The organism is Streptomyces sp. NPDC002669, from assembly GCF_042889165.1.
Lineage (GTDB): Bacteria > Actinomycetota > Actinomycetes > Streptomycetales > Streptomycetaceae > Streptomyces.
In genome coordinates this window covers 1-24,737 of sequence record NZ_JBIAQQ010000047.1, presented here as the reverse complement: position 1 = coordinate 24,737, position 24,737 = coordinate 1, and the positions used below count along the sequence as shown (strand labels likewise).

Genomic DNA, 24,737 nt, shown 5'->3' with positions numbered 1-24,737 from the left:
GCCGGTGGGACGACTTCCGGGGGCCGTCCGGCAGGCTCCGGACGGCGGCCCGGGACGGAATCGTCGTGGAGCGGGCGGGACGACCCCACGCCCGCTCCACGGTTCCCCAACGATCCCTGTCCACCGGACGCCGGTAATTCACCCCAACGAGCAGGCGCTCGGAGTGAAACGGGGGTGCATCAGGGGGCGCTTTTGCTCCGAGTGGTACACGTGCCGATCATCGGTCCTAACGTTCCGACCATGGGAAGCGGGGACCGGGCAGCGCTGGTACGTATCTGCGATCAGGCCGGTCGGCCGCGGGGGACCGGATTCGTCGCGGACGACCGGGGCACGGTACTGACCAGCCACGAGGCCGTCGACGGCCTCGACCGGCCGGTCCTGCACGGAGCGGACGGCCGCAGCCGCACCCTCGGGGCCGACGACATCACCGCGCTGCCCGAGCTCGGTCTCGCCCTGCTGCACACCCCGGGGCCCGGGGCGCTGGGCGTGGAGCCGGTGCCGATCACCCTGCGGGAACGGATCGACACCGGGACGTACGTCACGATCGCCGCCCACGGCTGGCGCGAGGCACGGGTGCTCGGCACCACCCCCGCGACGTACACCGCGCGCGGCCGCCGCCACCGGATCGGCGCGGCACTGGAGCTGGCGCTCGGCACGAACGGCAGGGACGCGCTGCAACTGCGCGGCGCGGCCGTGGGCGGCCCCGTCCTCGATCCGGAGAGCGGCGCGGTCATCGCCGTACTGGGCACCGCGCTGCGGGCGGAGCACCCCGCCGCCGGACTCGCCGTGCCGCTGCGGGACACCGGCACCGAGGGCCCGCTCGACGTACTGCTGCGGCGCAACGCGACGAGCGTCCCCGGCTACGGACACGACCTGAACCTCGCGGGCGCCCTGCACCTGACGGCGACCTCGCTCGGTTCGGCGGGCGGTCCGGGCACCGGGCCCGATCCGGTCGAGCGTCCGGACGTCAGCGCGGAGTTCAGGGCCTTCGCGGGTCCGGCCGGGGTCTCGTCCGCGGCGGGCGGCACCGCCGTCGTCCTCGGCCTGGTCGGGGCGCCGGGCACCGGACGCACCACCGAACTGACGGCGCTCACCGCCCGCCGGGCACGCGGCCCGGTCCCCGCGCCCACCCTCTGGCTGCGCGGCGCCGATCTGCTGGCCGAGGACACCTCGGTCGCCGACGCCGTCACCCGCGCGCTGGGCAGGGCCGGCCGGATCGTCACCGCCGCCGGGGCCCGGGGCGACATGACCACCGCCACCCCCGAGCGGGTGGCCCGGCTGGCCAGGGAGTCCGGAATCCCGCTGCTCGTGCTGCTGGACGGCCCCGAGGAGATGCCTCCCGCGCTGGCCCAGGAGACGGCCCGGTGGACCGCCGCCACCGTCGACTGGCTGCGGACGAACGGCGCGCGGCTGGTGATCGCCTGCCGCCCCGAGTACTGGGAGACGGCCGGCGCGCTCTGCCCGCCCGGCGCTCTGCACCGCCCCGCCCGCCCGGCCGGACGGCTGCCGTCCGCGATCCGGCTGGGCGACCTCACCGCGGACCAGGCCGAACAGGCCCGGCAGCGGTACGCCATCCCGCCCGGTGCGCTGGCCCCCGGGCACGACCGGCACCCGCTCACCCTGCGCCTCCTCGCGGAGGTGCGCGCCGCCATGCCCGGAGAAGTCGCCGGGCAGCCCGACACCGAGGAGGTGTTCGGCGCCCACCTGGACCTGATGTGCCTGCGCGTCGCGGTCCGTATCGCGGCCGCCTCGGGCCGGGCGCCGGGCGGCGGCGCGGTCCGCAGGCTGGCCGCCCGGGTGGCGGGGCAGGTGCACGAGGCGGCACGGCGCTGTCTGGGCCCGGGGCAGGGGGAGCTGGACCGGGCGGCGTTCGAGGAGGTCTTCCCCTGGCGTCCCGGCTGGGCGTCGGCCGTTCTCACCGAGGGCCTGCTCGTTCCGGCGGGGGCCGGTTACCGCTTCGCGCACGAGGAGCTGGGGGACTGGGTCCAGAGCGCCCATCTGGACGTGGAAGCGGCGCTGCACGCGCTCGTCCACCGGTGGCACGCGCGGAAGGAGCCGGACGACGGGGCACCGGAAGCGACGGACACGGGTGCGGCGGGCCCGGCTGACGGGAAAGCCGCGGTCCGCCGGGTGCCGCAGCCGAGGCGGCCCGCGGGAAGCGGCCGGAGCACCGGCCCGGCCCGGCCGGGCGACGGGCCCGGCATGGCCCCCGCACCGGACGCGGAAACGGACTCCGGGGCGGGGTCCCGCGCCCCCGGCGCCCCGTCGGGCCCGCGCACCCTGCCCGTGCCGCGCCACCGGATCGGTCCGGTCGTCCAGGCCATGCTCCGGCTGGGCCGTCGACAGGGCCCCGTGGCCCTCTCCCACCAGCTGGCCGATCTCATCGAGGCCCTGGACCGGCTGCTGCCCGGACCGGGGCACCCGGGACGGGCGGACGCCGGCACCACCACCTCCGGCGGGGAGGAGGACGGCCCGTGCCGCGACGCCCGGTGGTGGGCCGTCCGCCTGCTCGCCGAGACCCTGATCCAGGTGCCCGACGCCCGGCCGTACCTCGGGGTGCTGCGGCTGCTCGCCGGCCGGGTCGTGCGCGGCGCCGCGCCGGGCGGACCGTCGGGCCCCGGCACGTACGCCGAGTTCGGCCCGTGGTTCTGGCGGCGGCTGACGCTGCCCGAGGCGGACCGGATGGACCTGTTCCGGCGCCTGGTCCCCGCCGACGGGCCGCCCTGCGGCGACGGCGGCGAGCGGTTCCTGGACGCCGTGGCCCGGCGGCTCGCCGCCCGGCCCCGGACCGTGCAGCCCCTGCTCTGCGGCTGGTTCACCGACGAGCGCCCGCTCCCCGCCGGGGACGGGGACACGATGCGGCCGACCGTGGCCACCGCCGCGCAGGCGCTGCTCCACACCCACCGGGACCTGGCCGTCGACGACCTGACCGACGCGCTCGTCGCGGCCCACCACCCCCGGGCCGGGGAACTGCTCACCGCGCTGGCCGAGGACGAGCCGGCCGCGCTGTGCCGGGCCGTCCACCGCTGGGCCCACGACGGGGACCGGCCCGCCCGGCGCACCGCCGCCGCCACGTACGCGGCGGTCGTCGCACCCCACGCCCTCCTCGACACCGACCGCGAGCTGCTGCGCGGGGCCGCCCGCGCCCTGCTGGCCCGCCCCGGCGACGCCGCCCTGCACGGGGCCGCGCTCGCCCTCCTCGTACGGGACCCGCAGAGCCGGGACGGCTGCCTCCCGCAGGCCCTGCGGGCCTTCGTCGGGGGCGAGCCGCGGCTGTCCCCGGACGTGCTGGCCGAGGCACTGCCGACCCACCCGGAGCCGGTGCTCGCCGCGCTCCGGGAGCGGCTGACCCGGCCGGACGAGGGCGCGGGCGAGGTGCTGTGCGCACTGGCCGCGATCGACGCCCCCGCACTGGCCCTGCACACCGCCGGGCTCGTGCGCGCCTACGTCGAGAGCCACCCGGACGACGCCGTGCACGCCGCCTCGTACATCCACCGGAGGCTGGAGCGCGGGCCCGCCGCCCGCGCCCTGCTGCTGCCGCTGGTGACCGGACTGCTGCGGGACCGCCCCGTCCCGCCGCCGGTGCGCGGGGCGCTCGCCGGGGTGTTCGCCGCGCCCGGCAGCCCGGCCTCCGCACAGCTGCGGGGGGAGCTCCTGGAGATTCTGCTCGACTTCGAACAGGACACCCGGCGGGACCCGGACGTGCTCGACGCACTGCTGCGGGCCGCGGCGACCGGCTCCGGAGGACGCGCTCCGGCCCGTACCCGCGCCCTGGTCCACCGCACCGCAACGCTGCTGCTCCGCACCCCCGACGGCGCGGACCGCTTCGACCGCCTGCTGGTCGAACTCGCCCGTGACGTGCCGGGATTCGCGGCTCTGGTCACCGAGTGGCTGACCGGTGCGCCGCAGGAATGGACACCGCTCATCGGCCCGGACGCCCGACGGACGGTTCGGGAGCTGGGCGGCCCCAAGGCGATGCCGATGCAGGCCGCAGGGCGTGAGCATGGCAGTCTTAGACCTGCGTAAGAGGCATATCCACGTACACAGGTTCGGGCGAGGAGCGGTCAGAGTGCAGCGCTGGCGTGGCTTGGAGGACATCCCCCAGGACTGGGGACGCAGCGTCGTCACCATCGGCTCCTATGACGGGGTGCACCGCGGACACCAGCTGATCATCGGGCGTGCCGTGGAGCGCGCCCGCGAGCTGGGCGTGCCGTCGGTCGTGGTGACCTTCGACCCGCACCCCAGCGAGGTCGTGCGGCCCGGCAGCCACCCGCCGCTGCTCGCCCCGCACCACCGGCGCGCCGACCTGATGGCGGAGCTGGGGGTGGACGCGATGCTGATCCTGCCGTTCACCACCGAGTTCTCGAAGCTGGCCCCGGCCGACTTCATCGTGAAGGTGCTCGTAGACAAGCTGCACGCACAGCTGGTCATCGAGGGCCCGAACTTCCGCTTCGGCCACCGGGCGGCCGGGAACGTCGAACTGCTCGCCGAGTTCGGGGCGACCTACGACTACCGCGTCGAGGTCATCGACCTGTACGTGAGCGGCGAGGCGGGCGGCGGCGAGCCGTTCTCCTCCACCCTCACCCGGCGGCTGATCGCCGAGGGCGACGTCGCGGGCGCCGCCGAGATCCTGGGCCGTCCGCACCGGGTCGAGGGCGTCGTCGTGCGCGGGGCCCAGCGCGGCCGCGAGCTCGGCTTCCCCACGGCCAACGTGGAGACCCTGCCGCACACCGCGATCCCCGCCGACGGCGTCTACGCGGGCTGGCTGAACGTGGCGGGCGAGGCGATGCCCGCCGCGATCTCGGTCGGCACGAACCTGCAGTTCGACGCCACGGAGCGGACGGTGGAGGCGTACGCGATCGACCGCGTCGGCCTCGACCTGTACGGGCTGCACGTCGCGGTGGACTTCCTCGCGTACGTGCGCGGGATGCTGAGGTTCGACTCGGTCGACGACCTGCTCGTGGCGATGGCCGCCGATGTGAAGCGGTGCTCCGAATTGGTCGCCGCGTACGAGCGGGGCTGACCCCTCCCGGGCCGCGCCCGCCTCCCGGCGTGCTCCGCGGGCTTCCCCCGAAGAACGGGCCTCTCCCGAAGAGCGGCTTCTCTTGGACGAATGAACGAATGAACCGGGCCGGGCCCGTCCGGGTATCACCCCGGACGGGCCCGGCCCGGTCGCTCCTACGCCTTCTTCGTCCGTCCGGCCGCGGTGGGGGCGGCGGCCGCCGCCCAGTGGCACGCCACCTGGGCCAGGCCGCCGCCCGCGAGCACCGGCAGGTCCTCCGAGCGGCAGGCGTCCGCGACGCCCGCCCGCTCCGCCTCGCCCGACGCCAGCACCTGGCAGCGGGCGTGGAAGCGGCACCCGGACGGCACCTTGGACGGGTCCGGCGGCTCACCGGTCAGGATCACCGGTTCGCCCCCGGCCTCCGGCAGCACCGACAGCAGCGCCCGGGTGTACGGATGGCGCGGAGCCGTGAGGATCTGCTCCACCTCACCGGTCTCCACGATCCGCCCGAGATACATCACCGCGACCCGGTCCGCGATGTTCCACGCCAGACCCAGGTCGTGCGTGACCACCAGCGCGGACAGGCCCAGCTCGTCCCGCAGCCGCAGCATCAGGGCCAGGATCTCGCCGCGCACCGAGGCGTCCAGCGAGGCCACCGGTTCGTCGGCCACGATCAGCTCGGGCTCCAGGACCAGCGCGCCCGCGATCACGACGCGCTGGCGCTGGCCGCCGGACAGCTCGTGCGGGTAGCGCAGGAAGAACCGTTCCGGCGGACGGAGGCCCGCCCGCGACAGCGCCTCGGACACCGCCGCCCGCTCGTCCCCCGCGTACCCGTGGATGCGCAGGCCCTCGGCGACGGCGTCGTACACCGTGTGCCGGGGGTTGAGCGAGCCGCTGGGGTCCTGGAGCACCAGCTGGACCCGCTTGCGGTACGCCTTCAGCGCCCGGCTCCCGTAGTCGAGCGGCTTGCCGCCGAAGGTGACCTGCCCGGACGTCGGCGGGACCAGGCCCAGCAGCGAACGCGCCAGCGTCGTCTTGCCGCAGCCCGACTCGCCGACCAGCGCCACGATCTCACCGGGCCGGATGTCCAGGTCCACGCCGTCCACGGCCCGCGCCGGGGCGGCCCCGCGCCGGCCGGGGAAGGTGACCTTCAGCCCCTGGGCGCTCAGCAGGGGAGGGGTGGTGCTCATGGGGTGCTCCTCGCTTCCTCGGCGTCCGGCAGGGCCACGACCGCCGCCGGTTCCACCAGCACACAGGCGGCCCGCCGCTCCGGTCCCGCGACCCGCAGCTCCTGGTCCTCGGTCGCGCAGGAGTCCAGGGCCACCGGACAGCGCGGGTGGAAGGTGCAGCCGCCGGGCAGCGCCGCCGGGTCCGGCGGGTCGCCGGGCAGCCCGCGGGGCGCGAACCGGGAGGACGGGTCGCCGATGCGCGGAAAGGCGCCGGACAGGGCCTTGCCGTACGGGTGGTGCGCGTTCTCGTAGACCTCGGACGCCGGGCCCTCCTCCACGACCCGGCCCGCGTACATCACCGCGAGCCGGTCGCAGGTGTCCGAGAGCACCGCGAGGTCGTGGCTGATCATGACGAGGCCGAGGTCCTGCTCGGACACCAGCTGCTCGATCAGCCGCAGGATCTGGGCCTGGATCATCACGTCGAGCGCCGTGGTCGGCTCGTCCGCGACGATCAGCCCCGGATCACAGGCCAGTGCCATCGCGATCATCACGCGCTGGCGCTGCCCGCCGGACAGCTCGTGCGGATAGGCGGCGGCGCGGGCGGCCGGCAGGCCCACCTGCTCCAGCAGCTCGCCGGCCTTCTTCGCCGCCCCGGCCCGGGTCGCCTTCTGGTGCAGCAGGATCGGTTCGGCAATCTGGTCGCCGATGCGGTGCACCGCGTTGAGCGAGTGCATCGCGCCCTGGAAGACGATCGACGCCCCCGCCCAGCGCACCGCCCGGACCTGGCCCCACTTCATGGCGAGGACGTCCTCGCCGTTCAGCAGGATCTCGCCGGAGACCTTCGTGCCCGCGGGCAGCAGCCGCAACAGCGCGAGGGCCAGCGTCGACTTCCCGCAGCCCGACTCGCCGGCGATGCCGAGCTTCTGCCCGGCGTCGACGGTGAGGTTCACGCCGCGCACGGCCCGCGCCCCGCCGGCGTACGTCACCGTGAGGTCCCGTACGTCGAGGAGCGGCGGCCGGTGGATGTTCGTGGTGCTCAACGGGCCACCCCCAGCTTGGGATTGAGGACGGACTCGATCGCGCGCCCGCAGAGTGTGAAGGCCAGGGCCACCAGGGCGATGGCGATGCCGGGCGGTGCCAGGTACCACCAGTGGCCCGCGCTCACCGCACCCGCCTCGCGGGCGTCCTGGAGCATGCCGCCCCAGGAGGTGGTGGTCGGGTCGCTGAGGCCGAGGAAGGCCAATGTGGCCTCGGTGAGGATCGCGCTGGAGATCACCAGCGTCGTCTGGGCGAGCACCAGCGGCATCACGTTCGGCAGCACGTGCCGGACCATGATGTGCCCGTGGCCGCCGCCCAGCGCGCGGGCCCGCTCGATGTAGGGGCGGGACTCCACCGCGAGGGTCTGGGCCCGGACCAGCCGGGCCGTGGTCGGCCAGGTCGTGACCCCGATCGCGATGATGACCGTCCACATCGAACGGTCCATCACCGTGGCGAGCGCGATCGCGAGGACCAGGGTCGGCATCACCAGGAACCAGTCGGTGACACGCATCAGGACCGTCGAGTACCAGCCGTGGAAGTGCCCCGCGACGATGCCGACGACCGTGCCGATGGCGACGCACAGGAACGCCGCGAGCAGGCCGACCGTCAGCGAGACCCGGGTGCCCCACACCAGCAGCGCCAGCACGCTGCGGCCGAACTGGTCGGTGCCGAGCGGGAATTCGCCGCTGGGGGACTCCAGCGCCCCGCCGGGGGCGCCCGTGACGGACTGCGAGTCCGCGCCGACGAGCTGCGGCGCGAACACGGCGACCAGCGCGATCAGGACGAGGGCGGCCAGCCCCCACAGACCACCCCGGTGGCTTCGGTACTCCCGCCAGAAGCGGGCGGCGGACCGGCGCTTGCGGGCCCGTGCCAGGGCACGCGGGTTCGGGGCGGCCCCGGCCTCCGCGGGCGTCGGCGTGGGCATGGATTCGGTCGTCATCGGCCCACCCGGGGATCGAGCAACGGATAGAGCACGTCGGCAAGGGTGTTCGCCAGGATCACCGCGGTGGCGAAGACGAAGAACAGCCCCTGCACGAGCGGCAGGTCGGGCACCCTGAGCGCCTCGTAGAACAGCCCGCCCAGGCCCGGCCAGGAGAACACCGTCTCGACCAGGATCTGCCCGGCGACCACGTGCCCGAGGTTCACGAACATCAGGGTGAAGGTCGGCAGCATCGCGTTGGGCACGGCGTGCTTGCGGCGCACGACGTCGTCCCGCAGCCCCTTCGCGCGGGCCGTCGTCAGATAGTCGCTGCCCATCTCGTCGAGCAGCGAGGAGCGCATCACCAGGAGCGTCTGCGCGTACCCGACGGCCACCAGTGTGATCACCGGCAGGACCAGGTGGTGCGCCACGTCGAGGACGTGGGCGAAGCCGGTCTCGCCGGTGCCGGAGTCCAGGTTGCCCGTCGGGAACAGCCCGGGGATCGGGCCGACGCCCACCGCGAAGACGATGATCAGGAGCAGGCCCAGCCAGAACGACGGCACCGAGTAGAGCGTGAGCGCGAACGCGGTGTTGAAGCGGTCGCTGAGAGAACCGTTCCGCCAGGCGGTACGGGTGCCGAGCCAGATGCCGAGCGCGGTGTACAGGACGTACGACGTGCCGGTGAGGAGCAGGGTCGCCGGGAGCGCCTCGGTGATCTTGTCGATGACCGGCGCGTGGAACTGGAACGACAGCCCGAAGTCACCGGTGAGCGCGTCGCCCACATAGGACGTGAACTGCTGCCACATCGGCTGGTCGAGCCCCAACTGGCGGCGCAGCGACTGGAGCTGCTCGGCCGACACGGGCCGGCCGCCGGTCATCTGCTTGACCGGGTCGCTGGGAATGAGCCGGAAGAGGAAGAAGCTGGTGACCAGGACCGCGAACAGGGAGACCGCGGCCCCCGCGATCTTGGCCGCGACGTACTGGAGATATGCCTTGGTGTTGCGCGCCCGTGGACCGCGGCCGGCCGACGGACCGGCCGGGGCCGGCTCGTCGGTGTCCGCGTCCGTGATCTGCACGAGCGCCGGAGTGCTGTCAGCTGTCATGGGGAACTCTCGTTACTCGTGCCGCAATGAGGAGGGGCCGACCGGTGGAGCGAGTGTTCCCCGGCCGGCCCCTCTTCACCCGTTCAGGTGATTACTCGCGGTCGTCCGCCGTGTTGCGGCGGCGCATCGCGACGAACAGCCCGCCACCGGCGAGCACCACGACCGCCGCGATGATGCCGATGACGACGCCGGTGGAGCCCGAACCGCCGGAACCGTCCGAGCTCTCGCCGTCCGTCGGAACGGCCGACCACCAGCTCCAGTAACCGTCCTGGCCGTAGATGTTGCCCGCGGACTTCGGCATCGTCATGATCGACTTGATCTGGTCGGTGCGGTAAGCCTCGACCGCGTTCGGGTACGCGATGACGTTCATGTACCCGGAGTCGTACAGCCACGACTGCATCTGGTTGACGAGGTCCGCGCGCTTGGCCGGGTCGTACTCGGCGAGCTGCTTCTTGTACAGCTCGTCGTACTTCTTGTCACAGATGAAGTTGTCCGTGGAGGCGCTGTCCTTGGCCTTGGTGGGCAGCGCGGCACAGGTGTGGATGCCGAGGACGAAGTCCGGGTCCGGGTTGACGGACCAGCCGTCGAAGGCGAGGTCGTACTCGCCCGCGTACCAGGGCACGGAGACGTCGTCGAGGCAGTCGACCTTCAGACCGATGCCGATCTTGCCCCACCACTCCTTGAGGTACTTGCCGATCGCCTTGTCGTTCGGGTCCGTGGCGTGGCACAGGATGCGCAGGTCGAGCGGCTTGCCGTCCTTGCCGACCCGCTGGTCGCCCTTGAGCGGGTAGCCCGCCTCGTCGAGCAGCTTCGCCGCCCTGGCCGGGTCGTACGCGAGGCTCTGCTCGGCGGTCGGCTTCCACTGGTACGCCGTGAAGCGCGGCGGGATGTAGCCCTGGCCCTCGACGGCGTGGCCCTGGAAGACCTTGTCGATGATGGTCTTGCGGTCGACGGACAGGAAGAGGGCCTGGCGCACCTTCTGGTCGAGAAGGGCCTTGTTCCCGTTGCCGAACTTCTTGCCGTCCTTGGTCTGCGCGCCCGGGTTGGTCGCCAGCGCGAAGAAGCGGCGGCCCGGACCCTCGTTGACCTTGATGTTCTTGTCGCCCTTGAGGGAGTTGGCCTGGGCGGGCGTCAGCGCGGGGGAGCCGGCGACGAAGGAGACCTCGCCCTTGCGCAGGGCGGCGACCGCGGCGTCCTGGTCCTTGTACGTCTTGAAGACCAGCTCGTCGAACTTCGGCTTGCCGCGCCAGAAGTCCTTGTTGGCCTTGAGCTTCACGTACTGGTCGACCTTGTAGTCGGTCACGACGAACGGCCCGTTCCCGACGATCGGGAAAGTCTTGTCGTTGTTGAACTTGGAGAAGTCGCCGACCTTCTCCCAGACGTGCTTCGGGACGATCGGCACGTCGAGCGCGGCCATGGTGGCCTGCGGCTCCTTGAGCTCGATGACCAGCTGCGTCGGGCTGGGCGCCGTCACCTTCTTGAAGTTCGTGACGAAGTTGCCGTTGGCCTGCGCGGCGGCCTCGTCGGTCATCATCTTGTTGAACGTCCAGGCCGCGTCCTCGGCGGTGGCCTGCTGCCCGTCCGACCACTTGGAGTTGGAGCGGATGGTGTAAGTCCAGGTCAACTTGTCCGCGGACGACTCCCATTTGGTGGCGAGACCGGGGATCGCGTGGTTGTCCTCGGGGTCGTAGTTGGTGAGGAAGTCGTACATGAGCCGGCTGATGCTGGTGCTCATGAGCCGCTGGGCGAGGAACGGGCTCAGCGAGTCCACGCTCTGCGCGACGGCGACGGTCAGCGTCGACTTGCTGCTGTCGGCGGCCTGCGCCTGCTGCGGTGCGGAGCCCAGGGGCACCCCGGGTACGACGGAAGCGGCGGTCAGGGCCAGGGCGGCGGCACCGGAGGCCAGAAGGACGCGCAGTCGTGCGCGTGGCTGCACAGGGAACGGTGGAACTCTTTCGACCATGGTCGGGACCTCGCGTCATGACTCGCACGGAGAAGGCGGGTTGATCTGTGGTTCGCCAGCTGGTGAAGCGAAGGTTTATCAGCGGGGGTCAAGCCCCGTCAACGGTCATCGAAACGGCGTGTGGTCTGCGGGAATGCCAAAAGGGCCCGCACCGTGGGGACGGTGCGGGCCCTCATTGGTTCAGACCTCTGACGCCTTACTGCTGAGGCGCTGACGGTGGCTGCTGCTGCCATCCGCCGGGCGACGCGGGTCCGGGCTGCGCGCCCTGGCCGGGCTGCTGCTGATGGGGCATCGGAGGAAGTCCGGCCGGGTGCGCCGGGGGCTGGGCCTGCGGAGGAGGCGCCTGCTGCCAGCCGTTCTGCTGCGCTCCGGGACCGGCGTGCGGCGGGTACGGCTGCGGAGGCTGCTGACCACCGTACGGCTGCTGCTGGTACGGCTGTTGCGGGGCGTACTGCTGGCCGGGCATCGGCGGGGCGTACTGCGGGGGCGGCGCGGAGCCGTCCGAGGTCCACAGTCCCTGCTGCTGCTGGGCGCGCGCGAAGTCCTCGGCGACCAGCGCGGAGAGGTTGAAGTACGCCTCGCGGGTCTTGGGCCGCATCATGTCGAGGTCGACCTCGGCGCCCGCCGCCAGGTGCTCGTCGAACGGCACGACGACCACACCGCGGCAGCGCGTCTCGAAGTGCTGCACGATGTCGTCGACCTTGATCATCTTGCCGGTCTCGCGGACCCCGGAGATGACCGTGAGGGAGCGCTGCACCAGATCCGCGTAGCCGTGCGCCGAGAGCCAGTCCAGGGTGGTGGAGGCGCTGGACGCACCGTCGACCGACGGCGTCGAGATGATGATCAACTGGTCGGCGAGGTCCAGCACCCCGCGCATCGCGCTGTAGAGCAGGCCGGTGCCCGAGTCGGTGAGGATGATCGGGTACTGCTTGCCCAGCACGTCGATGGCGCGCCGGTAGTCCTCGTCGTTGAACGTGGTGGAGACCGCCGGGTCCACGTCGTTGGCGATGATCTCCAGCCCGGAGGGCGCCTGCGAGGTGAAGCGGCGGATGTCCATGTACGAGTTGAGGTACGGGATCGCCTGGACCAGGTCGCGGATGGTGGCCCCGGTCTCCCGGCGCACCCGCCGTCCGAGCGTGCCCGCGTCCGGGTTGGCGTCGATGGCGAGGATCTTGTCCTGCCGCTCGGTGGCCAGGGTCGCGCCGAGGGCGGTGGTCGTCGTGGTCTTGCCGACGCCGCCCTTGAGGCTGATGACCGCGATCCGGTAGCAGGACAGCACCGGCGTACGGATCAGGTCGAGCTTGCGCTGCCGCTCGGCCTCCTCCTTCTTGCCGCCCAGCTTGAAGCGGGACGCCCCGGACGGGTTGCGGCTGCTCTTCGCCTTCTGCTTGCCCCGGACGAGCCGGTCGGAGGAGAGCTCCACGGCCGCCGTGTACCCGAGCGGGGCGCCGGGCACGGAACGCTCGCGCTGGTCATGGGTGACCGGGCTCGGCCAGGCGCCCCCGGTGCGCGGGTCGACGGGCTGGCCCTGCGGCTGCTGGCCCTGGGGCTGCTGCTCCGGCTGCTGCGGGGCGGGCGGCTGCGGGCCGGCGGCCTGTGCGGGCGCGGGCAGGTGCGGCGCGGCCTGGGGCAACGGCTGAGACGCCTGAGGCGGCTGGGGCACCTGAGGCGGAAGGGGCGTGCCCTGCTGCTGCGCGGGCCACTGGGGCTGCGGCGCCTGGGGCTGGGGAGCCTGCGGGGCCGGTGCCGGCGCCTGGGCCGGTGCCTGCGCCGCCTGGGGGAATCCGTAGCCACCCTGCTGCGGCGTCTGCTGGGGGAATCCGTAACCACCCTGCTGCGGCGTCTGCTGTGCGGGGGGAGGGGTCTGCTGCGGGAATCCGTAACCGCTCTGCGGGGGCTGGGGCGTTCCGGCCCCGGGGAACCCGTAACCACCGATCGCCTGTCCGTCCGGAGCCGGAGCCGGAGCCGGAGCCGGCGTCGGGGCGGGAGCAGGCGTCGGAGCCGGGGCCGGGGCGGTCCACTGCTGGGCGGGCTGCGGCGCGGCGGGCTGGAAGGCGGGCGGCAGCGGCGGCAGGGCGCCCTGCGGAGGCGGGGCCGGCGCCCAGGGCTGCGGCACGACGGGCTGTTGCGGGGTGTCCTGCGGCGCGGCGGCGGGTGGTGCGTCCTGGGGCGCCGCCTCCGAGGGTGCGGAACCCGCCGCTCCCTCGGCGTTCTCCTGCGTGTCCTGCGCCGGAGCGCCCAGGGCGCCCAGAGGGATCGGAGCACCGAAGGGCGCCGCGCCATCGGACGGGGGGCCGGCCGGGGCGGCGCCGTCGGGCGTGCCCGCGGCGGCCTCCGCCGGGGCGGAAACGGGGGCGGGGGCCTCGTCCGTACCCGTACGGTCGTCACCGGTTCCGGCCCCGGCGGACCCCGTGTCCGGGAATCCGGTACCGGAGCCGTGGCCGAATCCCGGACCGTCCGTCTCCCCGGCCCGGTCCGTGCTCGCGATGCTCGCCCCGAAGCTTCCCTCGATCTCCGCGATCTGCTGCTTCAGCGCGGCCGGCGAGAACCCCGCGGAGTCGTCCTCCACGTCCCCGTTCCCGACCCCGAACGGGGCCGACGTGCCGACGGGGGCCACCGCCTCCGGTGCGGGGGAGGGCACGGGGTCGCCGCCCGCGGCCGGGTCGTCCGCAGGGGCCCGGACCGGTGCCGGTGCGGGGGCCGGTGCCGGGGCGGGCGGGGCCGGAGTCCAGTCGGAGTCGGCCCCGTTCCCGGTCGGCGGCGCGGGCACGGACAGCGGTGCGCCGGTGGGCGGCGGCGGTGCCAGGTGCGTTCCGGCACCGCCCGACGAGTCCCCCGGCGAGTTCTGCGTGTACCAGGCGGGCGGGGTGTAGTCGATGGTGAACTCACCCGTCATCTCGACGGGCTCCGCGTCGGACGACTCGTCGACGGGCTTGTTCCAGCCCCCGCGCATCTCGTCCCGATCGCCGTTCACTTTGCCTCCTGGTGTGGTCGAGCACCCTTGTGCGGTCGTGGGTGGGGGCGACCGTTTCCGTCTGTCCGACCGCCCGGCTCTCCCCCTGGGACACGCATCGCCTGCCCGCAGGTTCTTCTGCCGCGCCCGGACCCACCCTAATCGTCATGGGGCCCGCTGCGGCAGGCCGTACCACGGGGCAGAAACTGTCCAGTAGGTCACGTACCCGCCTGCAAACCCCCAGGGTGCGACAGAGTCCATGGAGCGAAGCGGTCAATATTGTTCATACCGGGGTGGAGTGCCTCTGAACGTGATGTGTCATCCGGGACACGGACGGATGGCATGTATTGCCTCAAGTCATGTGCGTACATGAGGAAAGGGGCGGCCGTCGGATGCGGGCGGCCGCCCCTTTTCCCAGGTCGTCGCCTATGCGAGGTCGAACTCGCCGTCCCGGGCGCCCAGTACGAAGGCGCGCCACTCGGCCTCCGTGTACCGCAACACGGTCTCCGGGTCCAGCGACGAACGCATGGCGACCGCACCGCCGGGCAGATGCGCGATCTCGACCCGTTCCTCGACGTCCTCGGTACCCGGCGCGCTCAGCCACGTCACATCGGAGATGTCGAGAGCGTAGAGTTCTTCCTTTTCCTGCTGGGTGCCCATGTCGGCGTCCCTTTCGATCGAGCTGTGTCGTTCCCCGCACATCTTCCCCGGAAGCGGTGGGTCCGGGGTCACGAACGGGACATCGGTCAGTCCATCCGGCGGGCGGCACCCAGCAGTCCGTTCTCGACCTCCGTCGCACCCGTCACCACCCAGTGCCGCTCACGGCCCGCCACCCAGAGCGTGACGCCGTCCGCCAGGGTGGGCAGGGCCTCGCTCTCGATCCGGGCGAGCCCCAGGATCCCGCCGATCCGCTCCGCCTCGTCGGGCGAGACCCGCTGGACGCCCACGAGCGCCGACGTCCGCATCAACCGCGGCGCCACCGGGCTCAGATAGGGCAGCAGCGTCAGCACCGACTGCCACGGCGAGGACACCACCCGGCCCCGGGGCGGACGCATGCCGCAGTCCCGCACCACCACCACCGGACTGCCCACGGCCGCCCCGGTCGGCGGAACCCGGCCCACGTCATGGAGGGACACGCACTCCAGACCGGCCCCCGCGGCCTGCGCCGGCGAGGTCCACACCCCGGGGCGCCCGGTCTCCACCGCCACCCGCGCCCCGGTGGCCGCCGCCCGCAGCGCCAGCACCTGCGCGGTCCACAACCCGCCGATCAGCAGGACGTCGTACGGCACCGGACGATGGAAGCCGATCATCCGCGTGTGCCCCTCGGTATCGGTGCCGAGGATCACGCCGTCGTCCCCGACCGGCAACGACAACGCGCCCAGGTCCCCCGCGGCCAGGGTGTGCCCCGCGTGACGGGGGCCGCGCAGCCCGCGCCCCCCTCCGGTCCGGATCGTCATCGCGCGCCTCCCAGCGGCAGCGTCGCCAGCACACCCGGCAGCTGCTCGCGGTCCAGCCGCACCAGACCGACCTTCGCGTGCCGGGCGGTCTGCTCCAACACCCTTCGCACCCCCACCAGTTCGTTGTCGGAACCACCGGTGACCCGTACGTGACCGGACACCGAGACATCGCCCCGGCGCGCACCGGGCCGCACCGTCAGGCTGAAGGCCGTCGCGTGCGCGGGCACCTGGGTCAGCAACGAGACGAGGCGCGGGAGCGGAGTCGCCGCCCGGCCCAACTCCGGCCAGCGGTCCACCGCGTAGGCGGTGTGCCAACGGTCGTCGCACCGCCACACCCGAGACGTCTCCGCCGTCCGCCGCTGCGGCGCGGCCCCCTGCTGCCCGGCGCGGGCCGACAGGACGGGATTGGCGCACAGGGACGTGGCCAGGGCCGAGTGCAACTCCTCCTGGTCCAGCACGACGGCCCGGAACCCGGCCCCGGTGATCCGGCTCGCCACATGGTCCGCGACCCGGACCAGACAGCGCTGCGCCCCGCCGATCCCGCCCCCTCGCGCCTCGACCGCCTCCCGGCACAGCTCCGGGTCCAGCTTCACCGCCACCCAGGTCATCCGCAGCGCGGGCGCCCCGGTTCGCTCCTGGAGGGGAACGTAGGAGAGCCGCGCCGCCGACCGCTCCGGCAGATGCGGCGCCGGAGCGGGGCGCACCTGCTGCACGAGCTGCGCGGACTCCAGCACGATGTCGTCCACCGCGAGGGCGTCCCCCAGCAGGGCCAGCGGGAACGCCCGCTCGCCGTGCGCCCGGCGCAGCGACTCGCCGCCGGCCTCGACGCGCACGACGGCGGTCAGGAACGTACCGTCCCCGACCATGCCCACCGTGCGGCGGTTCCGGTCGACATGGGGACATGGGGCGAGGCCCGGCACGCCTTCCGCCACCGGGGCCAGCTGCGGATCCGTGTCCGCGGCGGGCGTTCCGGCCGCCCGCCCGCGGCCGCGGAGCGCGAGCGTCATCGACACCCACTCCGGCACGGCGCGGCCCCGCCGGCGCACCACTGCGACCAGCACCAGCAGACAGGCGATCACACCGGCGGGAACCAGCCAGAAACCACCGAGTACGGCACCCACCGCGGTGAACGCCAGGGCCGCCTCGACCAGTACCAGCCGCCGCAGCACGGGACCGGGACGGCCGGTCCGGGAAGCGGGGCGCGGAGTGGCCGCCGCGGGGGGATCCACCGGCGGGACGGGCACCGGGCCGGCCGGTTCGTTGCTGCGTTGCCATCGGGAAGAGGAAGGTGGTCGGTGGGCGGACCGCCCCGTGCGCTCGCGCGTCGCCGAACCCATCGCCGCATTGCCCCCTCGTGTCCCCGGTTACCGTTTCTCTTCACGGGAGTTGACCGGGCGATCACCCTAACCCGAGCGATGGCGGGAGAACGCCGACGGGCATAGTGGGGAGCCCGGCCGAGGACGTTTGCTGACGGAGTGTGTGGCAACCTTGGTCGCCCACCGGGGGAAAAGGGGCAGCGGTACAGATGGCATCACGGCGGGACGAACTCAACGCCTACACCTTCGCGAAACGGAGGCTGGTCGCACAGTTCCTGCAGCCCAACTCCACCGGTTCGGAGGAGGGCGCGCCGCGCCCCCTGCGCGCGGTGGTGCCCGGCGCGATCGTCGGCGTTGTGATCCTCGCGGGGTTCGGGGCCTGGGGAATGTTCAAACCCGTGGCACCCCAGAAGTGGGACACCCCCTACGAGAACGTCATCATCGCCAGCAGGTCCACCACGCGCTACGTGGTGCTGGAGACCGACGGCAGGAAGCAGCTCCACCCGGTGCTGAACATGTCCTCCGCCAGACTTCTCCTCGCCCCCGACAAGGGCAAGGTCATCAAGGTCGACGAATCCGTCCTCGACAACGGGAAGATCCCGCACGGCGCCACCCTGGGCATCCCGTACGCCCCCGACCGGCTGCCGGACGGGAAGGAGGCCGGCTCGAAGAAGCGGTGGGCCGTCTGCGAACAGCCCGGCCAGGGCGGCAGGGCGATCCAGAAGGCGGCGTTCGTCCTCGCGGAGCGCGAGCGGGGGAAGGTCGAGGGCGCGAACCGGCTGCACGGCGGCGAGTTGCTGTACGTCGAGGGCCCGGGGCCGGACCGGACCCGCTACGTCGTGGACGCCGCGGGCAAGGCGTACGAGGTGAAGAAGGACGAACTCCTGCTCCGCACCCTGATCGACCGCGGCCGCGCCCCCCAGCGGGTCTCCGCCGCCTGGCTGGACACCCTGCACAAGGGGGACGCGGTCGACTTCCCGGTCCTCCCGGGGACCCCCGGGGTCGACGCGGGCGTCCCGGGGCAACTGCCGGACGGGGCCGACAAGGTGGGCATGGTCCTCGCGGCGACGTCCGGCACCAGGACCCAGCAGTACGTGGTCCTGCCCGGCCGGGTCGCTCCCGTGTCGGACTTCGTCGCGAATCTCCTGCTCAGCAGCCGCCCCCTGGTCGGCCTCGGCCAGGACGGCAGGGCGAGGCACGTCAGCGCCGGAGCGTTCGAACCCGGCGAGCCCTTCGGACAGGACAGCGACTGGCCCACGCACGCGCCGAAGGTCGTCAACTCCACGAGCGACGCGCCCGGCAGCCGCGACACCGTGTGCAACGTCCTGCGCGACGTCGCCACGAAGGACGGCGCCGGCACGCTCAGCACATGGGCGGGCACGGGCTTCCCCGCGACGCTCCCCACCGGCTCCAGCAGCGCCTACGTCACCCCCGGATCCGGACAACTGTTCCGTCAGTTCAAGGGGGCCGACGTCGACTCCGGCCCGCTCTTCCTGGTCACCGACACCGGCCTGCGCTACGCCATGCAGTCCAACGGCGACAGCGCCCGGGACGACTCCGGCATCGGTGAATCGGGATCGAAGGAGGAGCGGGAGCAGCGACGGCAGGAGGCACAACAGGCGCAGAACCGGCTCGGGTACAAGGGCGTCGTACCCGCGCCCGTACCGGCCGCCTGGTCCTCGTTCCTGCCCACGGGTCCCCGTCTGTCGACCGGTGCGGCCCGTCAGCCGCAGGGTTCCTGAGGAGCGCCGCCGCATGAAGACGCAGCCCTTCTCCCCGTACCGGCGTTGGCCGACGGCCGCGGCCGCCACCGCCGTCCTCCTCGTCACACTGCCCGTGCCGTCCGCCGCCGCGGACGGTTCGACGCAGTGCTCCTTCCCCTCGGAGAAGTACGCGGGCCGCCCCTGGTCGCTGCAACGCGTCCTGATGGACGAGCTGTGGAAGCAGTCCACCGGCAAGGGGGTGCGGGTGGCCGTCATCGACACGGGCGTGGACATCAAGAACCCACAGCTCAAGGACGCCGTGGACACCAGGAGCGGCCGCAATTTCCTGCCGAGGAACCTCAAGGACGACAACGGCAACAAGGTCGCGCGCGGCAAGGAGAACGGCACCGGCGACTCGGTCGGGCACGGCACCAAGGTCGCCGGAATCATCGCCGCCCGGGAAGCGAAGGGCACCGGCTTCACCGGCCTGGCCCCGGACGCGACGATCATCCCGATCCAGCAGAACGACGCCGAGGGCAACGGAACGACCGCCACACTGGCCGAGGCCATCCACTACGCGGCCGGCGCCGCCCGCGCGGACGTCATCAACATCTCCCAGGACACGGCCGACGCGGTGAAACCCGCGGACTCCCTGAAACAGGCCGTGGACGCCGCCCTGGCCAAGGGCGTCGTGATCGTCGCCTCCGCGGGCAACGACGGGCTGGACGGCAACGTCAAGGAGACCTACCCGGCCTCGTACCCAGGCGTCCTGGCCGTGGCCGCGTCGGACCGCAACAACGAACGGGCGGCCTTCTCCCAGTCCAGTGAGTCCGTGGGAGTTGCCGCCCCCGGCGTGGACATGATCTCGACGGTCCCCGACGGCGGACACTGCTCCGACAACGGCACCAGCTTCTCGGCCCCGTACGCCGCGGGAGTCGCCGCCCTCATCAAGGCCAAGCACCCGGACTGGACGGGAAAGCAGATCGTCGCCCAGATCCAGCAGACGGCGGAACGCTCGATCGCCGGCCGCGACCGCCTGGTGGGCTGGGGCGTCGTCGACCCGGTGCGGGCCCTGACCGAGGACGACAGACCCATCGAAAAGCCGGTGGCGAACGAGGGCATGAGCAGGGGCGAGGCACCGACACCGGCCGAATTCCACCTGGGCGAAACTGCGGACGAACGCAACGCCCGCCTGGCGACCTACGTGGTGGTGGGCGGTGCGGTACTGGTCGCCGCGATCGCCGGTACCGCCGTGGCCGTACGCGATGCCCGACGACGGTCCGCGCGCCGGGGAACAGCGGTCGGCACGGGCCACGCGGGCGGCACGGACCATTCCTGACCTGGAACCAGGCGGAAATTGATCGTTGCAACTCGCGGAACAATCAACAGAGTTGGCCCTGTCATGGCCAGTGGTTAGAGTTCGTGGCATGGCGTCAGATTCGTTCACGAAGGTGCGATAGCAACGAGCGACGGTCTGAGCAAACGGGGCAACGGGGTAACGGGGAGGGCGGGATCGTGGCCGGTCCAGGTGACCTCCGGCGTGGTGTCGGCGCGCTGGAAAAATTCAGGGGGCGGGTCAACACGCTCCTTGCGGAACTCGAAGGCTCGGCGGGCGGCAGGACGAGGATCGCGGCACAGACGGTGTCGCGCGCCGCCCTGAGTGGCCAGAACACATGCTTTGCGGAAGCAGACGGCTTGTACACGCAGTACAACCGCGTCCACGACGCGCTCGTCTCGCTCTCCAAGTCGCTCGGCGACCAGATCGAGTACCTGAGCCTGGGCGTACACGCGGCGGCGGTCGGCTTCGACAACGTGGACGACGACACGCGACGCCGGTTCTACGAGATCCAGGTGCGCCTGGACAAGGAGCGGGAGCCGGAGCAGGCGGGGACGGAGAGGGCCGGCAAGGCCGAGCAGCCGGAACGCCGGAACACCGACGACCGGAGCGACTTGGGGTGGGCAGCCGAATGAGCGATTCGAAGAACCCGGAACCGACCCCGAAGGAACAGCGGGCACAGGATCAGCAACGCATCCAGGGCCAGTTGATCGCCACCGACATCAACCGGCAGGCCCAGAGCGTCATGGACGCTTTCGGCTCCTGGCGCTCAGGCCCCTCGGGGCGTACCTCGTTCGAGGGACACGAGCTCAACGCGATGATCGACCTGATCGAGAGCTCCGATCCGGAACACCTCGAAGACGCGGGCGCGGCACTCCTGAAGGCAAGGACGGCCATCAAGAGCGCCGCGAAGGAACTGGGCGACTTCATCAAGGGCGTCGACTGGGAGGGCGAGTCCGGAACCGCCTTCCGCGACTGGGGCAACGGCCTGGTCGCCCACGCGATGCAGCTGGGAGATTTCGCGGAGGCGGCAGGAACCCAGATCACGGTCGCGGGCACGGGCCTCGCATCGGTGCGCAAGTCCCTGCCCCCGCGCGACAGCCGTCTGGTGCGCAAGAGCGTCGAGGAGATCGAGACCCCGAAGCGGATCGACGGCAATCCGGAGTACGCCGAGGCGGTGAAGGTCGAGAAGGACCGCCAGGAGGCCATCAACCAGGCGAACAGGCTGGCTTCGTACTACGCGGTCTCGGCGGAGACGCTGGCGTCGCAGGAGCCGCCGCGGTTCAAGAAGAAGCTCGATGTCGCGATGCCGAGGCCGTCAGGCCGAAGGCGTGAACCTGCCGAGTCGGGGGCCTCATTGCAGACAAGTGCCGATGCTTTCGGGACCGGCACCGCACCCGGCAGTTCCGAACACGTTGCTGCAGTCAGCTCGGCGTTTTCCGGGGTTTCCGGTGGTCAAGCCTCTGCTGGGGTGTTTGGAACTACGCCTGTACCGGACGAGGAAATCTCGACGGAGATCGATAGTGTGACTCTGCCGAAAGCACCTGTGGCGGTTCCCGAGACGCCTCTTGCGCCACCGACCACAGGTTCTACAGGCCCGAGTACAAGCCCCACTCTGCCCGTAGCAAACAGTTTTGTGAACCCTGTGGCAGACAGGTCGGGGCGCCCCCCGAATTCAACTGGCTTGCCCAGAACAATCGGGCAACCTGGAAGTCGTGGTCCTGTGACCAGCGGACCTGTGGCAAATGGGCGCACTGGAACTCCAGTTGGACGTCCGCCCATGCTGGGTGGCGGTCCAGTTCCTGGCACACCCGGACGACCTGGTGGGGGCGGAAACCAGTCACCTTTTGCAGGTCGGCCCGGTGTGACCGGAGGGGTGCCTGCGGCAAGTGCTCCCCGACATTCTGGTCCGCCCGTCGGCCGGGCAAACGGCATTGTGGGCGGAACCCCACAGCGCACCACTCCGGGAGGTGCACCAGGAAATACTCGGGGCGTTCCGCGAGGTGCGGTTATCGGAGCCAGCGAGATGAACCGGGCGCCTCGGTCCACTGGGCGAGGCACTCCTGGTTCGAAGGGTGTCGTGGGCACACCCCGCAGTGGTGCTCCAGGAGCAGGTGCGGGGGCAAAGGGCTTCACCAGCGGAGGGGCAGGTCTTGTACGAGAGCCCGCAGATCGACAGGACTCCGCTGGGGAGGACCGGAACAACGGTCGCTCGCGTCCTGATCGCCTGATGGAGGACAGGGAAGCGTAGGGGCGCAGGCCGCAGAGTCGCACTGTCGGTGATTGAGCAGGCAAAAGGAAGGTACGGAAGTCGGGATGACAGCGGATATGAGCCAGACCCGGGTGCGCCGCGCGCCTCTCAGAGTTTCGGGCTCTCTGCTTGGTGCGATGGCTGTGACCTTTGCCTGGAGTGCGGGATTCGCAGAGGCTGCCCCTACTGTGATTGCTGCGGACGTACAGTCGAAGCAGTGGTATCTCAGTGCCATGCAGGCTGAGGAAATGTGGAAGATCACCACAGGTGAAGGCATCAAGGTTGCCATCATCGATACCGGCGTCAATTCGTCCACGCCTTCTCTGAAGGGGCAAGTCCTGAATGGGCTTGACGCTACAGGCGCTGAGGGCGACGAGAACGACGATTATGACGGACATGGCACCACCATGGCTGAGTTGATCGCTGGCACAGGCCAGGGTGGAGGGCTGAAGGGCCTTGCTCCGGGAGCGAAGATCGTTCCAATGAGAGTCGCAGACACCCAGTTCCAGAACAAACATTCAGTGAATGCGTATGACGCCGCTGATTCGATCCGAGCTGCCGCTGATAGCGATGTAAAAATCATCAGCATGTCGTTCGGCAGCGAGTTCGAAATGGATCGAGAAATTGAAGCAGTAAAGTACGCTCAAAGAAAGGGCAAGTTGTTCTTTGCGGCTGTTGGAAACGAGGCGAAGAAGGGGAATAAGGCGATCTATCCTGCTGCGTATCCAGAAGTTGTCGGTGTCGCCGCAGCTGACAGGGCGGGCAAGGTATCCGAAACCTCCCAGTACGGAAATTTTGTGGATATCGCCGCGCCGGGAAATGATGTGCCATTTTGGTGTGATCAAAAGTTTGAGGGATATTGCCAGGGGAACGGCGGCACCAGCGCAGCCACCGCCATCGCCTCCGCCTCCGCAGCCCTGGTCTGGTCCGCTCATCCCGACTGGACCGCGAACCAGGTCCTCAACGTTCTCTTCGACACGGCGAGCCGTGACTGGGAGAAGGACACGCTCAGCAAGTACCTCGGGCACGGCCTGATTCGCCCCTCCATGAACATCCTCAAGGGCAAGGGCGACCCCGGCGACCCCGACATCAGTCCCCTCACCAAGGAGCGGACGTCCGGCTCCCCGGCCTCCTCCGCATCGGCCTCGTCGCAGCCCGGGAAGGGCGAGACGGACGAGAAGGCCGGCGACACCGCCATGGCGGGTTCCACCGCAGATGCCGAGAAGGACGACAACAGCCGACTCGGGCTGATCATCGGCGGAGCGGCGGCGGTCGTCGTGCTGGGCGGCGGGGCGTTCGTCCTCGTCCGTAGGCGCCGCGCCGGCTGACCGGCCGCAGGCCCTCCGCCCGTACGTACCTGCTGGCGAGCGAAGCCGGACGAACGACCGAACAAGAGCACCAGACCAGAAAGGAAGCCGAAACATGGCTGATCAGAAGCTCTCGGATGCCGCTCTCCTCAAGCTGGAGGGGGAGCTCTCCACGCGGTTCGACTCCGTGAAGGGGCAGTTGAAGACGCTTCAGGCGACGATCGACAGCCTGGAAGGCGCTTGGAAGGGCATCGGCGCCGGTGCCTTCAACACCAAGCAGGAAGAGGTCAACCGGAAGATGGTCAGCATCGCCCACCGGCTCCTCAACTTCCAGGAGGCCATCAAGGCGGCGCGCACCATTTCGGGCAACACCGAGGACGAAGTCCGGCAGGCACTGCAGGGCGTCGACGTCGTCGGCGGTTACTCGGGCGACGCGACCGCCGAGGCCAGGACCTCGAACCTCAACAAGTTCTGACCCGGTCGTACCCGTACCACCACACACGGCGTCCGCATCGCGTACGACACCCGCACCGCATGCGACGTCTTCACGCCATACCTGGACGACTAGATAACACGGGAGGACCGCATGTCGAACAACCCCGACGGCACGATGGTTGTCACTTATTCGAGCCTGGATCTCGCGGCCGGCGCCATCGAGCGGCAGAGCAAGCAGCTCCAGGAGGACCTGGCGTCCATCAAGCGGATGATCGCCAACGTGTCCGAGCTCTGGGTGGGCGAGGCCAAGAGCGCCTACGACACCGCTCAGCGCGGCTGGGACAACGACGCCACGGCGATTCACAACGCCCTGAGCGAGATCTCCCGCAAGGTGCGCGAGGCCGGTGCCGCGTACCACGCCGGTGACAAGCGGGCGAGGGCCAACTTCGAGTAGGGCTCGGCAGGAATGCGACGGGTCGGGGTGGGCACGCACGGGAGGTGCCCACCCCGACCCGTTGTTGTGTTCCGAGCGGTGGGGTGGGGGGGGGGGGGGGGGGGGGGGGGGGGGGGGGGGGGGCCGCCCCCCCCCCCCCCCCCCCCCCCCCCCCCCCCCCCCCCCCCCCCCCCCGCCCCCCCCCCCCCGCCCCCCCCCACCACCACCCCCCCCCCCCCCCCCCCCCCCCCCCCCCCGCCCCGCCCCCCCGTCGTGAGCGACCTCACGGTGCGCCCGGAAAGCCGATCCCGAGCACGAGCGGCGCAGATGAGCCTCTTTGGGTACAGTGCGG

18 protein-coding genes are annotated in these 24,737 nt (G+C 71.6%); 9 read left to right on the top strand and 9 right to left on the bottom strand.

What is annotated here, in order from left to right:
* Window positions 1-240: 240 nt before the first annotated feature.
* Window positions 241-4,026, top strand: a complete 3,786-nt coding sequence (locus ACFYW1_RS37320) for a trypsin-like peptidase domain-containing protein (RefSeq protein ID WP_389003984.1) — start codon at window positions 241-243, stop codon at window positions 4,024-4,026.
* Between the two features lie 43 nt (window positions 4,027-4,069).
* Complete coding sequence (locus ACFYW1_RS37315; RefSeq protein ID WP_389003982.1) at window positions 4,070-5,023, top strand: bifunctional riboflavin kinase/FAD synthetase; 954 nt, start codon at window positions 4,070-4,072, stop codon at window positions 5,021-5,023.
* Between the two features lie 155 nt (window positions 5,024-5,178).
* Here the strand turns inward: ACFYW1_RS37315 and ACFYW1_RS37310 are convergent, their stop codons facing one another.
* The 9 genes from ACFYW1_RS37310 to eccE form a co-directional block, all read right to left on the bottom strand.
* Window positions 5,179-6,192 (bottom strand): oligopeptide/dipeptide ABC transporter ATP-binding protein, encoded by a 1,014-nt coding sequence (locus ACFYW1_RS37310; protein WP_389003980.1) that lies wholly within the window; start codon window positions 6,190-6,192, stop codon window positions 5,179-5,181.
* Window positions 6,189-7,211 carry an ABC transporter ATP-binding protein gene (locus ACFYW1_RS37305; protein ID WP_389003978.1) on the bottom strand — a complete coding sequence of 341 codons (1,023 nt, stop codon included), beginning with the start codon at window positions 7,209-7,211 and terminating at the stop codon, window positions 6,189-6,191. The genes ACFYW1_RS37310 and ACFYW1_RS37305 overlap by 4 nt, the downstream gene beginning before the upstream one ends.
* A complete protein-coding gene (locus ACFYW1_RS37300; protein WP_389003976.1) occupies window positions 7,208-8,149 on the bottom strand; it encodes an ABC transporter permease in 942 nt (313 codons plus the stop codon). Before ACFYW1_RS37300 ends, ACFYW1_RS37305 begins: the two co-directional genes overlap by 4 nt.
* The gene (locus tag ACFYW1_RS37295) at window positions 8,146-9,231 is read right to left on the bottom strand and encodes an ABC transporter permease (protein ID WP_389003974.1); all 1,086 of its coding nucleotides are present in this window, start codon (window positions 9,229-9,231) and stop codon (window positions 8,146-8,148) included. The genes ACFYW1_RS37300 and ACFYW1_RS37295 overlap by 4 nt, the downstream gene beginning before the upstream one ends.
* A 91-nt stretch (window positions 9,232-9,322) precedes the next feature.
* On the bottom strand, window positions 9,323-11,194 hold the full coding sequence (locus ACFYW1_RS37290) for an ABC transporter substrate-binding protein (protein WP_389003972.1): 1,872 nt from the start codon (window positions 11,192-11,194) through the stop codon (window positions 9,323-9,325).
* A gap of 196 nt (window positions 11,195-11,390) precedes the next feature.
* A complete protein-coding gene (locus tag ACFYW1_RS37285) occupies window positions 11,391-14,168 on the bottom strand; it encodes an SCO5717 family growth-regulating ATPase (protein WP_389003970.1) in 2,778 nt (925 codons plus the stop codon).
* Window positions 14,169-14,573: 405 nt separating this feature from the next.
* The gene (locus ACFYW1_RS37280; protein ID WP_148840450.1) at window positions 14,574-14,807 is read right to left on the bottom strand and encodes a DUF397 domain-containing protein; all 234 of its coding nucleotides are present in this window, start codon (window positions 14,805-14,807) and stop codon (window positions 14,574-14,576) included.
* An 86-nt stretch (window positions 14,808-14,893) separates the two neighbouring features.
* Window positions 14,894-15,604: a hypothetical protein gene (locus ACFYW1_RS37275; protein WP_389003968.1), complete on the bottom strand. Its 711-nt coding sequence runs from the start codon at window positions 15,602-15,604 to the stop codon at window positions 14,894-14,896.
* Window positions 15,601-16,941, bottom strand: a complete 1,341-nt coding sequence (gene eccE / locus ACFYW1_RS37270) for a type VII secretion protein EccE (protein ID WP_389003966.1) — start codon at window positions 16,939-16,941, stop codon at window positions 15,601-15,603. The genes ACFYW1_RS37275 and eccE overlap by 4 nt, the downstream gene beginning before the upstream one ends.
* A 188-nt stretch (window positions 16,942-17,129) precedes the next feature.
* On the opposite strand from eccE, the gene eccB reads away from it, so the two are divergent.
* From eccB to ACFYW1_RS37235, 7 genes are all read left to right on the top strand, one after another.
* Window positions 17,130-18,662, top strand: a complete 1,533-nt coding sequence (eccB, locus tag ACFYW1_RS37265; protein WP_389003964.1) for a type VII secretion protein EccB — start codon at window positions 17,130-17,132, stop codon at window positions 18,660-18,662.
* 13 nt (window positions 18,663-18,675) lie between these two features.
* Window positions 18,676-19,962, top strand: coding sequence for a type VII secretion-associated serine protease mycosin (gene mycP, locus ACFYW1_RS37260; RefSeq protein WP_389003962.1), 1,287 nt, complete (start codon window positions 18,676-18,678; stop codon window positions 19,960-19,962).
* A gap of 173 nt (window positions 19,963-20,135) precedes the next feature.
* Window positions 20,136-20,594, top strand: coding sequence for a hypothetical protein (locus tag ACFYW1_RS37255; RefSeq protein WP_389004007.1), 459 nt, complete (start codon window positions 20,136-20,138; stop codon window positions 20,592-20,594).
* A complete protein-coding gene (locus ACFYW1_RS37250; RefSeq protein ID WP_389003960.1) occupies window positions 20,591-22,210 on the top strand; it encodes a hypothetical protein in 1,620 nt (539 codons plus the stop codon). The genes ACFYW1_RS37255 and ACFYW1_RS37250 overlap by 4 nt, the downstream gene beginning before the upstream one ends.
* Before the next feature lie 65 nt (window positions 22,211-22,275).
* Window positions 22,276-23,538 carry a S8 family serine peptidase gene (locus tag ACFYW1_RS37245; RefSeq protein WP_389004005.1) on the top strand — a complete coding sequence of 421 codons (1,263 nt, stop codon included), beginning with the start codon at window positions 22,276-22,278 and terminating at the stop codon, window positions 23,536-23,538.
* Window positions 23,539-23,632: 94 nt separating this feature from the next.
* Complete coding sequence (locus ACFYW1_RS37240) at window positions 23,633-23,992, top strand: WXG100 family type VII secretion target (protein WP_283854363.1); 360 nt, start codon at window positions 23,633-23,635, stop codon at window positions 23,990-23,992.
* A 111-nt stretch (window positions 23,993-24,103) separates the two neighbouring features.
* On the top strand, window positions 24,104-24,406 hold the full coding sequence (locus tag ACFYW1_RS37235; protein ID WP_389003955.1) for a WXG100 family type VII secretion target: 303 nt from the start codon (window positions 24,104-24,106) through the stop codon (window positions 24,404-24,406).
* The last annotated feature ends 331 nt before the right edge of the window (window positions 24,407-24,737 follow it).

Bases quoted from the DNA above. Each gene is read 5' to 3' on its own strand.
- ACFYW1_RS37300 (WP_389003976.1), bottom strand. From the start codon at position 8,149: ATGACGACCGAATCCATGCCCACGCCGACGCCCGCGGAGGCCGGGGCC.
- eccE (WP_389003966.1), bottom strand. From the start codon at position 16,941: ATGGGTTCGGCGACGCGCGAGCGCACGGGGCGGTCCGCCCACCGACCA.
- mycP (WP_389003962.1), top strand. From the start codon at position 18,676: ATGAAGACGCAGCCCTTCTCCCCGTACCGGCGTTGGCCGACGGCCGCG.
- ACFYW1_RS37290 (WP_389003972.1), bottom strand. From the start codon at position 11,194: ATGGTCGAAAGAGTTCCACCGTTCCCTGTGCAGCCACGCGCACGACTG.
- ACFYW1_RS37280 (WP_148840450.1), bottom strand. From the start codon at position 14,807: ATGGGCACCCAGCAGGAAAAGGAAGAACTCTACGCTCTCGACATCTCC.
- ACFYW1_RS37310 (WP_389003980.1), bottom strand. From the start codon at position 6,192: ATGAGCACCACCCCTCCCCTGCTGAGCGCCCAGGGGCTGAAGGTCACC.
- eccB (WP_389003964.1), top strand. From the start codon at position 17,130: ATGGCATCACGGCGGGACGAACTCAACGCCTACACCTTCGCGAAACGG.
- ACFYW1_RS37295 (WP_389003974.1), bottom strand. From the start codon at position 9,231: ATGACAGCTGACAGCACTCCGGCGCTCGTGCAGATCACGGACGCGGAC.
- ACFYW1_RS37275 (WP_389003968.1), bottom strand. From the start codon at position 15,604: ATGACGATCCGGACCGGAGGGGGGCGCGGGCTGCGCGGCCCCCGTCAC.
- ACFYW1_RS37320 (WP_389003984.1), top strand. From the start codon at position 241: ATGGGAAGCGGGGACCGGGCAGCGCTGGTACGTATCTGCGATCAGGCC.
- ACFYW1_RS37235 (WP_389003955.1), top strand. From the start codon at position 24,104: ATGTCGAACAACCCCGACGGCACGATGGTTGTCACTTATTCGAGCCTG.
- ACFYW1_RS37240 (WP_283854363.1), top strand. From the start codon at position 23,633: ATGGCTGATCAGAAGCTCTCGGATGCCGCTCTCCTCAAGCTGGAGGGG.
- ACFYW1_RS37245 (WP_389004005.1), top strand. From the start codon at position 22,276: ATGACAGCGGATATGAGCCAGACCCGGGTGCGCCGCGCGCCTCTCAGA.
- ACFYW1_RS37250 (WP_389003960.1), top strand. From the start codon at position 20,591: ATGAGCGATTCGAAGAACCCGGAACCGACCCCGAAGGAACAGCGGGCA.